Below are 13,092 nucleotides of genomic sequence, written 5' to 3'. Positions count from 1 at the left end.
GGCTAGGTGCTACGCAGCGGGAGGGTCAGGGTGTCCGGGGCTCCCGGCATCAGGCGCAGCGGGATGCCCCAGTCCTGTTGGTAGCGGTGGCAGGCGGCGAACACGCCGTCGCCGTCGTCGCAGGCCGCCGCGGCCACGCTGATCTGCAGCACGCCCTCCCCGTCGGCGGCGAGCACCAGGTCGCGCGTCAACCCGGGGGAGGTGCCGCCGCCGGAGAGCAGCAGCTCCGGTGGGGAGGCCACCACCGTCAGGGAGGTCGGGTCGCCGAAGCGGGCGTCGAGGTGCTGGCCGGTGGGCGGGACGAAGTCGACGTGCAGCGTCAGCGGGCCGGGGGAGAGATCGGTCCGGGCCCGCCGGACCCGATGAGCCCCGGCGTCGACGCGCGTGCTCGCCGGGATCGGCACCCGCACCAGCCGGTGCGCCGCGGACTCGACGACCACGAGCGTGTCACCGTCGACCAGGACGTCGGACGGTTCGCGCAGGTCACGGGCGAGCGTGGAGACGGTGCGGGTCGCGGGGTCGTAGCGGCGCAGGGCACCGTTGTAGGTGTCGGCGACCGCGATCGACCCGTCGGGCAGCACCGCCACCCCGAGCGGGTGCTGCAGCAGGGCCTGGTCGGCGTCGCCGTCGCGGTGGCCGAAGTCGAACAGCCCGAGTCCGACGGCGGTGGTCACCTCCGCGCCGACGGTGGGGGAGGCGACGAGGGACCGCAGCGCCGACGTCTCGGAGTCGGCGATCCACAGCGTGCCGTCGGGGGAGACCGCGAGCCCCGAGGGCTGGGCGAAGAACGCGTCGGACGGCGGGCCGTCGCGCAGGCCCTCGTTCGTCGTGCCGGCGAGCACGGTCGCGACACCGGTGGCCGGGTCGACCGTCCACAGCTGGTGCGGGCCCGCCATCGCGACGACGACCCGCCCGTCCCACCACGCGAGGTCCCACGGCGTCGACAGCTCGTCGGAGGTGTCCCCGACCTCGACCCTCGTGCGCAACTGCCCACCGGTGCCCGCGACGGTCGAGACGGTCCCGTCGGCGAGGTGGACCCGGCGGATCGTGTGGTTCACCGAGTCGGCGACGAGCACGTCGCCGTCGGGGAGCAGGAGCAGCCCCTGCGGCTCGGAGAACGGCGCGCCGCGCTCCCCGGAACCGATGCGGCGGCGCTCGGTGACGAGGTCCGGCTCGAGCTCGACGAGCTGGTGGTGGGCGGTGTCGGAGACGAGGAACGTGCCCGCGGGGAGCGTGATCACCTTGCCCGGGAAGCGCAGCGCCGTCTGCGGCTCCGGTGGCGCGACGTAGGGCCCGTCGCCGCGGTGCAGGGCGTCGGCGTGGGTCTCGACGAGCTCGGCCAGCAGCACCCCGAGCCCGTGCGCGTGCCCCTCCCCGGCCATCTGCGCGACGACGTACCCCGCCGGGTCGATCACGACGAGTGTCGGCCAGGCGCGGGCGGCGTAGGCGTCCCACATGCCCAGCTCGGGGTCGTCGAGGACGGGGTGCGTGACGCCGTAGCGCTCCACCGCGGCCTCGACGGCGTCCGGGTCGGCCTCGTGCACGAACTTCGGCGAGTGCACCCCGACCACCACGAGCACGTCGGCGAACCGCTCCTCCAGCTCGCGCAGCTCGTCGAGGACGTGCAGGCAGTTGACGCAGCAGAACGTCCAGAAGTCGAGCAGGACGATCTTGCCGCGCAGGTCGGCGAGCGTGACGTCGGCGCCGCCGGTGTTCAGCCAGCGCCGCCCGCGCAGCTCGGGCGCGCGTACCCGCATGCGGTCCACTCCGGGCCCAACCCGCCTCGCCGCGCGACTGTTCCCGCCGCGCGCCAGGATGGGGCCGTGCCCGAACTGCCCGAGGTCGAGCTGGCCCGCACGGTCCTGCGCGACGCCCTGCACCGCGAGATCGCCTCGATCGACGACAACGACGACTGGGTGTGCCGCCCCCACCCGCCCGGCCAGATCGCGGCCGCGCTCGTCGGCGGCGAGCTCACCGCGGCGCACCGGCGGGGCAAGACGATGTGGTGCGAGACCTCGGTGCGCGGCGACGCGGGGCCGGAGCTGGGCATCCACCTGGGGATGGGCGGGCAGATCGTCGTCGACGGGAAGGTCGGGCCGACCGGGCCCGAGCACCGCAACCCGGGCGCCCGCAAGCCCGAGTGGGACCGCTTCACGATGAACTTCGCCGACGGCGGCTCGCTGCGGCTGTTCGACAAGCGCCGCCTCGGCCGCGTCCGCCTCGACCCGGACCACGAGGCGCTGGGCCCCGACGCCGAGATGATCACCCGCGACGAGTTCCGCACCCGCGTCGGGCGCGGGCACTCCGCGGTCAAGGCGCGGCTGCTCGACCAGACCGTCCTCGCCGGCGTCGGCAACCTGCTCGCCGACGAGACGCTGTGGCAGGCGTCGATCTCCCCGGCGAAGCCCGCCGACGAGCTGCGCCCCAAGGACCTCGACCGCCTCTACGACAGCCTGGAGTCCTCGTTGAAGGCGGCCATCGCGCACGGCGGCGTGCACACCGGCGAGGTCATCCCGTACCGCAACGCCGACGCCGCGTGCCCGCGCTGCGGCTCGCACATGCTGCACGGCACCGTCGGCGGCCGCTCCACGTGGTGGTGCGCGAAGGAGCAGCGCTAGAACGTCAGCCCGTGCCGCTCCAGTACCGGGCCGGTGGCCGGGAAGTCCAGGTCGCGGCCGTACCGGGCGGCCATCCCCGCCGGCTCCTCCGGCGAGGGCTCCGCGGTGAGCGTCGCGAACGACCGGAACAGCTCCTCCAGCCCGGCGGGCGAGACGAGCTCCAGCACGGCGGCCGGCTCGTCGCCGGCGTTCCAGAACGTGTGCCACTGGTCGCGGGGCTCGAACAGCAGGTCACCGGGTTCGGCGACCAGCTCCTCGCCGCCCAGCACCGCACCGATCCGGCCGGTGAGCACGTAGGTGTACTCGTCCTCGTCGTGGTGGCGGTGCATCGGCACGGCCAGCGCGCGGGGCTCGAAGAGGTGCTGGACCAGTGCGAACCGGCCGTCGGTGTCCTTGCCGTCGATCATGTGACTCGCCGAGCTGCCCGACGGCGACGTCGACGCCGGCCGTCTGCCCACCGCGGTGCTGACGGTGGCCGCGCGGGCGGCGAGCGGGGACGGCGGCGTGGCGGTGGCGCGGGTCCGTTCCCGCGGCGGGACCTGGGTGGTGCTGCACGGCGCGTCACGCGGAGCAGGCCGGTGCGCGGCGGGCCGTTCAGCCCGCCCTGAGCCGGGCGTTCTCCGCCTCCAGCGCGGCGAGGCGCTCGCGCAGGGGCCGCAGCGCGTCGGTCAGTTCGGCCTCGGACCAGCGGGGGGTGATGTGCTGCGGGCAGTTCGGCTGGACGCCCTCGACGTGGATCAGCACGACGCGCTCCGGCTTCCCGTCGGTGACGACGTCGGAGAGCCGCTCGGTCAGGCCTGCGTCGGCGTCCAGCGCGAGGATCTCGGCCCGGCCGAGCAGCTTGAGCCGCCGCTGGAGTGCGTAGTCCATCGCGAACACGGCGACGCGGTCGTCGTGGCGCAGGTTGCCCGCGGAGACGTACTGGCGGTTGCCGCGGACGTCGACGAAGCCCAGCGTGTGCTCGTCGAGCACGTGCAGGAAACCGGGCGGGCCGCCACGGTGCTGGACGTAGGGCCAGCCGGTGGCGCCGACCGTCGCCAGGTAGATGCCGTCGCGCTCGCTCAGGAACTCCGACTCGGCCGGTCCCAGTACGTCGATCGGCACGTCGTCGAGCATCCGGGCCATGGCGGCGGCGCTGCCCCGCTCGGCCTGGACCTCGCGGACGGGATCGGTGAACGCGAGCTGCGCGTAACGACTCATGGAGCAAACGGTACCGATCGGTGCCGTTCTGCGCTAGGGTCGGTTCGTGCCCACCGCCGCCCGTGACCGACTGATCGCCGCCGCCGAGCGCCTCTTCTACGCCGAGGGCATCCGGGCGGTGGGGGTGGAGCGGCTGCTCGCCGAGTCCGGCGTCGGACGCGCGTCGTTCTACCGGCACTTCCCCGGCAAGGACGACCTGGTCGTCACGGTGCTGGGGGAGCGGCTCGCCCGCTGGCGCGCCGACCTCGCGGCCGCCGTCGACGCCCGCGGGGGCGGGGTGCCCGCGGTGTTCGACGCGCTCGCCGACCAGCTCGCCGAGCCCGGGTTCCGCGGCTGCGCGGCGATCAACGCGATGGTCGAGGCCGCCGACCCGGACAGCGCGGCGCACCGCGTCGCCGCCGACCACAAGACGATGCTCGCGGCCTACCTGGGCGGGCTGGCCGGCGACGAGGAGCTCGGCGAGCAGCTGGTGATCCTGGTCGACGGCGTGATCGTCACGGCGCTGCGCGACCGCACCGGCGCCCCCGCGCGGCGGGCGGCGGCGATCGCGGCCCGTCTCACGCGGTGACGGCGGCGCGCCGGCGCCACCAGCTCCACGTCGCCGCGCATCCCGCCAGCCACGCCGCGCCGAGCAGCCAGCCGATGAGCACGTCGGTGAACCAGTGCACGCCCAGGTAGATCCGGGTCGAGCCGACGGCCCCGACCCACAGCGCCGCCGCGACGACCATCGTCACGCGCGCCGCGGTGCTCCGGCCGGCCCAGAACAGCACGACCAGCGACCCGATCACGACCATCGACATCGTGGCGTGCCCCGAGGGCAGGGACTCGTTGCTCTCGCGCACCACCTGCGCGAACGCGGGGGGCCGTGGCCGGTCGACGAGGATCTTGATGCCCCGGAAGGTCAGTGCCGCCCCCGCCATCGTGGCGACGACGAACACCGCGTCGACCCGCCGCCCGCGCGCCCAGCACCAGATCCCGGTGAGGGTGGCCAGCAGCCCCATCGCGAACGTGTTGCCGATCTCGGTGATCGTGACGGCGACGCTGTTCAGCCCGCCCGTCCGGGACTCGACCGCCTCGCCGAGGAACCGGGTGTCGAGCCGGCCCGGGCCGACCGAGTCGAGCGCCGCCCACATCGCCGCCCCCGCCGCGAGCAGCAGGAGCACCGCCAGGAGCACGGTGCGTCCCGGTCGCGGGCGGGGCGCGGGCAGGTGCCCGTCGAGGCCGGCGGGGGTCGTGGGGTCGCTCACCGCCCGCGCCACTCCCGGTAGCGGCCCACGAGGGCGGCGGTGGAGGAGTCGAGCCCGGAGAGGTCCGGCGACGGTTCGGTCAGCGTCGGGCCGAGCTGCTTGGCCATGACCTTCCCGAGCTCGACGCCCCACTGGTCGAACGAGTCGATGCCCCAGATCGTGCCCTCGACGAACGTCACGTGCTCGTAGAAGGCGATCAGCTGCCCCAGCACCGACGGCGTGAGCTTGCGCGCCAGGATCGTCGAGCTGGGCCGGTTGCCGGGCATGACCTTGTGCGGCACCAGTTCCGCGGGCGTGCCCTCCGCGGCGATCTCCTCGGCGGTCTTACCGAACGCCAGCGCCGAGGACTGCGCGAACAGGTTGGACATGAACAGGTCGTGCATGTCGGTCTCGTCGTCCACCGGGTACTCGTGGTTGGGCGAGGCGAACCCGATGAAGTCGGCCGGGATCAGCCGCGTGCCCTGGTGGATCAGCTGGTAGAACGCGTGCTGGCCGTTGGTGCCCGGCTCGCCCCAGAAGATCTCCCCGGTCGCGGTCGTGACCGGGGTGCCGTCACCGCGGACGGACTTGCCGTTGCTCTCCATCGTCAGCTGCTGCAGGTAGGCCGGCAGCCGGTGCAGGTACTGGCTGTAGGGGAGCACCGCGTGCGTCTCGGTGCCGAAGAAGTTGACGTACCAGACGTTGAGCAGCCCGGCGATCACCGGCAGGTTCTGCTCGAGCGGGGTGTCGCGGAAGTGCCGGTCCATCGCGTGCATGCCGGCGAGGAACTCGGCGAACTGCTCCTTGCCGATCGCGATCATCAGCGACAGCCCGATCGCGGAGTCGAGCGAGTAGCGCCCGCCCACCCAGTCCCAGAAGCCGAACATGTTGGCCTCGTCGATGCCGAACGCCGTGGCCTCCGGGGCGTTCGTCGACACCGCGACGAAGTGCTTCGCCACGTCGGCGTCGTCACCGAGCCCGGCGAGCAGCCACGCCCGGGCGACGCGCGCGTTCGTCAGCGTCTCCAGCGTCGTGAACGTCTTGGACGAGACGACGAACAGCGTCGTCGCGGGGTCGAGGTCGCGGGTGGCCTCGGCGACGTCGGTGGGGTCGATGTTGGACACGAACCGCAGCTCGATGTCGCGCCGGGCGTAGGCGCGCAGGGCCTCGTACGCCATCACGGGGCCCAGGTCCGAGCCACCGATCCCGATGTTGACGACGGCGCGGATCCGCTCCCCGGTGTGCCCGGTCCAGGCCCCGGAGCGCACGGAGTCGGTGAACTCGCCCATCCGGTCGAGGACGGCGTGCACGTCGTCGATCACGTCCTGGCCGTCGACGGCGAGCGCCGTGGCCCGGGGGGCGCGCAGGGCCGTGTGCAGCACCGCCCGGTCCTCGCTGGTGTTGATGTGCTCGCCCGCGAACATCGCGTCGGTGCGCCCGGGCAGGCCCGCGGCCCGCGCCAGAGCCGTCAGGAGCGGGAGGGTGTCGCGGGTGACGCGGTTCTTGGACCAGTCGAGGACGAGATCGGCGCCGGTCGTGGTGAGCGCGGCGGCCCGCTCCGGGTCGGCGTCGAACAGGTCACGCAGGTGCAGGCCGGCGACGGCGGCGTGGTGCTCGGAGAGGGCGGCCCACTCGGGGGTAGCGGCGATGTCCACGCCGCCATCCTGCCGCCTCTCAGCTGTGCACGGGGGTCGGGGCGTTCTCCGGCTGGTTCCACAGCGCGATGCCGCCGAGCAGCCCGGAGATGTTGGGCACGATGGTGCGGTTCGGGCCGAGGGAGTCGACGTCGAGCTTCTTCGCGTTGCCGCCGCCGATGTAGACGTGGTCGGGCAGCACCATCGCCTCGAGGGCCTCCAGCGCGTCGAGCACGCGCTTGCGCCACTCGTGCTTGCCGACCTCCTCGCGCTGGTTGTCCCCGCACGCGACCTCGATCGACAGCCCCTCGCCGAAGCGGCCGTGCGAGAGCTCCATGTGCGGCAGCAGCACGCCGTCGAAGAAGATCGCGCAGCCGACGCCGGTGCCCAGGGTGATCACCAGCTCCAGGCCCTGGCCGGAGACGACGGCCGAGCCCTGCACGTCGGCGTCGTTCGCGACCCGCACCGGGCGGCCGAACCGCTCCCGCAGCGCCGTCTCCAGCTCGTACCCGTGCCACTGGGCGACGAGCTCGGGGTCCGGGTCCCGGCCGGGCCCACGGCGGGAGAACGCGGGCACCTCGCGCACGCGGCCACGCCGGATCGCGCCGGGGAAGCCGACGGAGACGCGGTCGTAGGCCGGCTGGGTGGCGGCGAGCGCGTCGAGCTCGTCGAGGAGCACCGGCGGCGTGCACGGGTACGGGGTCTCGCGGCGGATGCGCTCGGAGGTCATCTCGCCCGCGGGGTCCAGCACCGTGGCCTTGAGGCCGGATCCGCCGATGTCGATGGCAAGGGTGAGCATGGGTGCGAACGCTACAGGGCACGGTGGTGCCAGCACCCCTGCCCGCGTCGCCTCCCGTGCGGTGGGATGGACGGCATGACCTCACTCGTCACGCCCGCCTGGTGGATGGCCGGCGGCCTGCGCAACGTCCCCGGAGTCCTCGCCGCGGGGGAGGGGCGGCTCGCCTTCGTGACCGACGACGGCCCGGTGTTCACCGTGCCTCTGGAGAAGGTGACCGACGTCCGCTGGCCGTGGCACTGGTTCGGCGGCGGGTGCCGCCTCGTCGCCGACGGGCAGCGGTACGCGATCACCTTCGTCCGGCCCAACGGGGCGCCGCCGGTGCGGCCGTCGCTGCTGGAGGCCACGCACTCCCTCGCCGTCGTCCTGTCGCTGGGGGCGGTGCCCGCCCACTCCGTCACCGGCCTGTTCGACGTCCGCAGCGGGCGGAAGGCGGGGGCGGCGTGGAAGGAGGCGCTCCCGTCCTAGATGTCACGACACCTAGACGACGGCGCCCCGGGGGAGGGTCGGGACCTCGACCGGCACCGTGTCGGGGTAGATCAGCCCGCTGCCGGTGTTGAGGACCACCACGTCCTCGGTGCCGTCGAGCCACCCGGACTCCCGCAGCTGCCCCACCGCCGCCACGCAGGCCGCGCCCTCCGGGCAGATCCAGGTGCCCTCGTCGCGGGCCAGCGCCCCCTGGGCCGCGAGCAGCTCGGCGTCGGTGACCGCGATCGCGGTGCCGCCGCTGCTGCGCACGGCGTCGAGCACGAGGAAGTCGCCGAGCGCCTTCGGCACGGTGATGCCGAAGGCGACGGTGCGCGGATCGGCCGGGGGAGTGCTCGCGTCGAGGCCGGCGTGGAAGGCGTCGACGATCGGGGCGCAGCCCGTCGCCTGCACCGCGACCAGCCGGGGGAGCGGGCCGGTGATCCAGCCGAGCTCCCGCATCTCGAGCAGCGCCTTGTGGATCGCGATGATCCCGACGCCGCCGCCGGTCGGGTAGAGGATCACGTCGGGGCAGCGCCAGCCGAGCTGCTCGACGATCTCGTAGCCCATCGTCTTCTTGCCCTCCAGGCGGTAGGGCTCCCGCAGCGTCGAGGTGTCCTGGAACCCCGGGCGCCGGGTGACGGCGTCGGCGATGATCGCGCCCGCGTCCCCGATCAGCCCGTCGACGAGGTACAGCTCCGCCCCCGCGACGACACATTCGCGCCGCGTGATCACCGGGGCGTCGACGGGCATCGCGATCAGCGCGTCGATCCCGGCGCGCGCGGCGTAGCAGGCCCAGGCCGCGCCGGCGTTGCCGTTGGTGGGCATTGCGATCCCGGTGACGCCCAGCTCGACCGCCCGCGACACGCCGACCGTGGCGCCGCGCGCCTTGAACGCGCCGGTCGGGACGAGCCCCTCGTCCTTCATCCGCAGCCCGGGGACGCCGAGGCGCGCGCCGTGGCGGGGGAGGTCGAGCAGCGGGGTCATGCCCTCGCCGAGGGTGACGACGTGCCGTTCGTCGCGCACCGGGAGCAGCTCGTGGTAACGCCACAGGTCAGGGGCCCGCGACGCGATGTCCGCGGGCGTGACCAGCGCCGATGCGCGCTCCAGGTCGTAGCGGGCGAGGAGTGGCGCACCGAGGGTCGAGGTGCCCTGGAGGGTGTCGGCGTCGTGGCGGGAGGCGTCGCGGGAGCAGTCGAGGTGGCTGAGCGTCGAGTACGGAGGCACTCCGGCAGCGTGCCCTACGCCCGATCTCGACGGCGAGTGACGACAGGGCGGCCCGGACGGCCGCACCCGCTGCGCCGTGTGGGTGTCGCTCGGGCACTGCGGGATTGACCGTGTGTTGCGGATCACGCCGAACGGCCGGTAACGCGGGGCAACCGGTCGAGGGACGCACGGTCACCCGCTGGTGGCGCTGAGCCGACTGCTCGTCGCGTCAGAGCGAATGGTCGCCGCCCGATCCCCTGACTGGCCGTGTTCGGCCGTCTCCATCGGGTTAGCGTCTCTCACCGAACGAGACAAGTTGATCACCGAGGGTTCCGGAGGCTCCCCCATGAACCGTCCCCTTCCTGCGCCGTACCGCGACGTCGCGCTCCTGATCGCCCGTGTCCTGCTGGGAGTCGTGATGTTCGCCCACGGCTACCAGAAGATGGTCATCAACGGGATCGGTCGCACCACCGAGGGCTTCGAGAGCCTCAGCATCCCGCTCGCGATCGTGTCCGCGTCGTTCGTGACGATGGTCGAGTTCGCCGGCAGCGCGCTGCTGATCCTCGGGGTGCTCACGCCGTTCGTCAGCGCGGGCAACCTGGTGATCATGGCCGGTGCCGCCGTGTTCGTGCACGGCAAGAACGGTATCTTCGTCGCCGACGGCGGGTGGGAGCTCGTCGGCGTCATCGGTGCCGGGTTCCTCATGCTGGCCGCCTGCGGCCCGGGCCGCTACAGCGTCGACCACCTGATCAACAACCGGCAGCGCCAGGACCGTGAGGACATGGCCCGCGCCCAGTCGGCGTGGCCGCGCGCCGCCGCTCCCGTCGAGGCGCCCCTCCCGTACACCCCCGTCTACGCCCCGGTCGCCCGCGGCGCCCAGGCCGCACCCGCGGACCTGTGGACCCCTCCCGGCGGGCTCTCCGCCGACGCCCCGCTGCCCCGCCGCAGCGCCCGGGTCCACGCCGCACCGACGGACGTGCGCACCGCGCGCTGACCCGTCGCCCGTCCGGGCCCCGACGCTGCTGCGGCGCGGGGCCCGGACGGCTGTCCGGCCCCGCTGGGGCCGGTCCGGCTCCGATAGGTTCGTACCGTGCGGAACCTGCTGCGGCACGTGACGGCGCTGCGGTACGTCACCCCGCTGCGCGAGGGCGGCTCGCTGCCCGGGCTGATGGAGGCCGACGACCTCGGCACCTACGTCGTCAAGTTCCACGGGGCGGGGCAGGGGCCGAAGGTGCTGGTGGCCGAGGTCGTCGCGGGGGAGCTGGCCCGCGGGCTCGGGCTGCCGGTGCCGGAGCTCGTCACCGTCGAGCTGGACCCGGCCCTGGGGGCGACCGAGCCCGACCAGGAGGTCCAGGAGCTGCTGCGGGCGAGCCCCGGGCTCAACCTCGGCATGGACTTCCTGCCCGGCGCGCTCGACCTCGACCCCACCGCGTTCGTCGTCGACCCGGGCTTCGCCGGGCGGGTGCTCTGGTTCGACGCGCTGATCGGCAACGTCGACCGGTCCTGGCGCAACGCCAACATGCTGTTCTGGCACGGCGGGCCCTACCTGATCGACCACGGGGCGTCGCTGACGTTCCACCACAGCTGGCCCGGTGCCGACGCCTGGGTGCGGCGGCCCTACGCCGCGGCCGACCACGTGCTGCTCGGAGCCGCCCCCGATCTCGACGCGGCCGACGCGGCACTCGCCCCGCTGGTCACCGACGCGCTGCTGTCGCGGGCGGCGGGTGCGGTGCCGCAGCGGTGGCTCGACGGCGGGCCGGGGCCCGAGGCCTACGTCGCGCAGCTCCGCGGCCGGCTCGACGCCCGCGACGCGTGGCTGCCGGGGGTGCGGGAGGCGGTCGCGGAGCGCGTCGACCGGCCGGTGACCCGCGCCGCGAACCCGCCCGAGTGGCTCACCCGTCGGCGGGGCGGGGCATGAGGCACCCCTACGAGTACTCGCTGCTGCGGGTCGTGCCACGGATCGAGCGCGGGGAGGCGATCAACGCGGGCGTGCTGCTCTACTGCCGCGCGCTCGACCACCTCGGTGCCGCCGTCCACCTCGACCCCGCCCGCCTCGCGGCACTGGACCCGGCCGCCGACGCCGACGCGATCGGGCGGTCGCTGGACGCGGTCGCGGCCCTGTGCGCGGAGGTCGACACCGAGGCCGCCCGCTACGCGGGGCCGGCGGGGGAGGAGGACCGGGGTCGCAGGTTCCGCCGCCTCACCGCCCCGCGCAGCACCGTCGTGCAGGCGGGGCCGGTGCACACGGGCCTGACGGCCGACCCGGAGGCGGACCTCACCCGCCTCCTCCGTCTGCTCGTCCACCCGCCCCGCCCCCACCCCTAACCGCAAAGCCGTTCAGTTAGCGGTCGCGGCTGCTGGTCAAGGATCTTGTTGCGGCGTGTCGTTGCCGGAGATGGGAGCGGAGCTCCGGTAGGAGAGGGCGTCCTCCAAGACAGCCTCGACACCACCGGGAGCTCCGCTGAGCGCGAATTCTGTCATCACCCGGGTCGTCACCGTGGCCGGTGGGTGTTTCGCTCCTGGTCATCTGGGCGAGTTGACCCGGATTGTGCCCTTCGAGATGGTCGATGCCGCGTTGGTCGAGACCCACAGCGTGCAGCGGCGGCTGCGGTTGTTGCCCTCGCGGGTGGTGGTCTACCTCCTGCTCGCGGCCGGGTTGTTCACCGAGATCGGCTGGTCACAGGTCTGGGCGCGGCTGTGCACGGGCCTGGACGGGCTGGGGGTGGCCACCCCGAGCGCGAGCGCGTTGGCCGCCGCCCGAGCCCGGGTGGGGGTGGCGCCGTTGCGGGTGCTGTTCGACCTGCTGCGCGGCGCCGAGACCGGCTGTGTGCAGATCGGCGCCGCCCGCGCCGCCCGCCCGGGAGTGTTCTGGCGGGGCCGGTTGGTCACCGCGGTGGACGGCACCATCCTGTGCTGCCCGGACACCCCGGCGAACCTGACCGAGTTCAGCAAGGGCGGCAGCTCGCACGGCACCACCACCGGCTATCCGATGGTGCGGGTTCTGGCGCTGGTGGCGTGCGGCACCCGCACGATCATCGACGCGGTGTTCGGCACCGACCGGGTCGGTGAACTCGGCTACGCCCCACAGCTGCTCGCATCGACCCGGGCCGGGATGATCGTGCTCGCCGACCGCAACTTCGCCGCCGCCGACTGGATCACCGCACTGGCCGCGACCGGCGCGGACGTGCTGGTCCGGGTCAAGAACCACCGCCGACTCCCGATCTGCCGCACGCTGGCCGACGGGTCGTCGGTGTCCCGGATCGGCCGGGTCGAGGTCCGAGTGGTCACCGCCAAGGTCACGATCACCACCAGCGACAGCGCCCGGACCGAGACCTACCGGCTGGTCACCACCGTGCTCGACCCCGACGTGCCCGCGGTCGAGATCGTCGGGCTCTACCACGAACGCTGGGAGATCGAGACCTGCTTCGCCGAGCTCAAGTCCACCAGCCTGGGCGGGCGGGTCCTGCGCTCACGCACCCCGACCGGGGTCGCCCAGGAGATCTACGCCCTGCTGATCACCTACCAGGTGCTGCGGATCGCGATCAGCGACACCACTCTGCACCGAGCCGACGTCGATCCCGACCGCGGTAGCTTCACCGTCGCCCGCCACGCCGCCCGTGACCAGCTCATCGCCGCCGCCGGCATCATCGCCGACACCGTGCTCGACCTCGTCGGCACGATCGGCCGCCACGTCCTGGACCAGCTCCTGCCCGCCCGCCGAGTCCGAACCAACCCGCGCGTGGTCAAACGCGCGATCTCCAAGTACGTCGCCAGCACCGCCAAAGGCCGCCACCGCGGCCCCAGCCGCCCCGCGCTGATCACCATCGAGATAGAACCGATCTTGACAGCCCAGCCACCGGACTAACTGAACGGCTTTGCCCCTAACCGGCGAGTTCGCCGCTGCCGCCCGGTGAGTTCGCCGCTGCCGCCCGGCGAGTTTGCCGCTG

General features: G+C 73.7%; 14 protein-coding genes. 7 read left to right on the top strand and 7 right to left on the bottom strand.

Annotated elements, in window-relative coordinates; all coding sequences use genetic code 11:
* Positions 1–2: 2 nt before the first annotated feature.
* Positions 3–1,757, bottom strand: a complete 1,755-nt coding sequence (locus I4I81_RS13295; RefSeq protein WP_218605462.1) for an NHL domain-containing thioredoxin family protein — start codon at positions 1,755–1,757, stop codon at positions 3–5.
* Positions 1,758–1,823: 66 nt separating this feature from the next.
* Here I4I81_RS13295 and I4I81_RS13290 point away from each other — a divergent pair, with 66 nt between their 5' ends.
* Positions 1,824–2,618: an Fpg/Nei family DNA glycosylase gene (locus I4I81_RS13290; protein ID WP_218605461.1), complete on the top strand. Its 795-nt coding sequence runs from the start codon at positions 1,824–1,826 to the stop codon at positions 2,616–2,618.
* Here I4I81_RS13290 and I4I81_RS13285 read toward each other — a convergent pair.
* Positions 2,615–3,025 carry a cupin domain-containing protein gene (locus I4I81_RS13285; protein ID WP_218605460.1) on the bottom strand — a complete coding sequence of 137 codons (411 nt, stop codon included), beginning with the start codon at positions 3,023–3,025 and terminating at the stop codon, positions 2,615–2,617. The two genes, I4I81_RS13290 and I4I81_RS13285, sit on opposite strands and share 4 nt — an antisense overlap.
* 187 nt (positions 3,026–3,212) lie before the next feature.
* Positions 3,213–3,818 (bottom strand): pyridoxamine 5'-phosphate oxidase family protein, encoded by a 606-nt coding sequence (locus I4I81_RS13280; RefSeq protein ID WP_218605459.1) that lies wholly within the window; start codon positions 3,816–3,818, stop codon positions 3,213–3,215.
* A 46-nt stretch (positions 3,819–3,864) separates the two neighbouring features.
* Here I4I81_RS13280 and I4I81_RS13275 point away from each other — a divergent pair, with 46 nt between their 5' ends.
* Positions 3,865–4,386: a TetR/AcrR family transcriptional regulator gene (locus I4I81_RS13275; protein WP_226363920.1), complete on the top strand. Its 522-nt coding sequence runs from the start codon at positions 3,865–3,867 to the stop codon at positions 4,384–4,386.
* Here the strand turns inward: I4I81_RS13275 and I4I81_RS13270 are convergent.
* Genes I4I81_RS13270 through I4I81_RS13260 form a run of 3 tightly spaced genes read right to left on the bottom strand, consistent with a single transcriptional unit; the run spans position 4,376 to position 7,477 of the window.
* Positions 4,376–5,065, bottom strand: a complete 690-nt coding sequence (locus I4I81_RS13270; RefSeq protein WP_218616061.1) for a phosphatase PAP2 family protein — start codon at positions 5,063–5,065, stop codon at positions 4,376–4,378. The two genes, I4I81_RS13275 and I4I81_RS13270, sit on opposite strands and share 11 nt — an antisense overlap.
* Positions 5,062–6,699, bottom strand: a complete 1,638-nt coding sequence (pgi, locus tag I4I81_RS13265; RefSeq protein WP_218616060.1) for a glucose-6-phosphate isomerase — start codon at positions 6,697–6,699, stop codon at positions 5,062–5,064. Before pgi ends, I4I81_RS13270 begins: the two co-directional genes overlap by 4 nt.
* Before the next feature lie 19 nt (positions 6,700–6,718).
* Positions 6,719–7,477, bottom strand: coding sequence for an ROK family protein (locus I4I81_RS13260; protein WP_218605500.1), 759 nt, complete (start codon positions 7,475–7,477; stop codon positions 6,719–6,721).
* Between the two features lie 75 nt (positions 7,478–7,552).
* Here I4I81_RS13260 and I4I81_RS13255 point away from each other — a divergent pair, with 75 nt between their 5' ends.
* The gene (locus I4I81_RS13255) at positions 7,553–7,942 is read left to right on the top strand and encodes a hypothetical protein (protein ID WP_218605501.1); all 390 of its coding nucleotides are present in this window, start codon (positions 7,553–7,555) and stop codon (positions 7,940–7,942) included.
* Between the two features lie 12 nt (positions 7,943–7,954).
* Here I4I81_RS13255 and I4I81_RS13250 read toward each other — a convergent pair whose 3' ends face one another.
* Positions 7,955–9,166: a threonine synthase gene (locus I4I81_RS13250; RefSeq protein WP_218605502.1), complete on the bottom strand. Its 1,212-nt coding sequence runs from the start codon at positions 9,164–9,166 to the stop codon at positions 7,955–7,957.
* Positions 9,167–9,491: 325 nt separating this feature from the next.
* Between I4I81_RS13250 and I4I81_RS13245 the strand changes: the two genes are divergently transcribed.
* The 4 genes from I4I81_RS13245 (at position 9,492) to I4I81_RS13230 (ending at position 13,010) form a co-directional block, all read left to right on the top strand.
* Positions 9,492–10,139, top strand: coding sequence for a DoxX family protein (locus tag I4I81_RS13245; RefSeq protein WP_218605503.1), 648 nt, complete (start codon positions 9,492–9,494; stop codon positions 10,137–10,139).
* A gap of 96 nt (positions 10,140–10,235) precedes the next feature.
* Complete coding sequence (locus I4I81_RS13240) at positions 10,236–11,063, top strand: HipA family kinase (protein WP_226363919.1); 828 nt, start codon at positions 10,236–10,238, stop codon at positions 11,061–11,063.
* Positions 11,060–11,470 (top strand): DUF3037 domain-containing protein, encoded by a 411-nt coding sequence (locus I4I81_RS13235; protein ID WP_218616059.1) that lies wholly within the window; start codon positions 11,060–11,062, stop codon positions 11,468–11,470. Before I4I81_RS13240 ends, I4I81_RS13235 begins: the two co-directional genes overlap by 4 nt.
* Before the next feature lie 172 nt (positions 11,471–11,642).
* The gene (locus I4I81_RS13230; protein ID WP_226363566.1) at positions 11,643–13,010 is read left to right on the top strand and encodes an IS4 family transposase; all 1,368 of its coding nucleotides are present in this window, start codon (positions 11,643–11,645) and stop codon (positions 13,008–13,010) included.
* Positions 13,011–13,092 lie beyond the last annotated feature (82 nt).

It is taken from the genome of Pseudonocardia abyssalis (assembly GCF_019263705.2).
GTDB classification, from domain to species: domain Bacteria; phylum Actinomycetota; class Actinomycetes; order Mycobacteriales; family Pseudonocardiaceae; genus Pseudonocardia; species Pseudonocardia abyssalis.
This window is presented reverse-complemented; position numbering and strand designations above follow the sequence as displayed.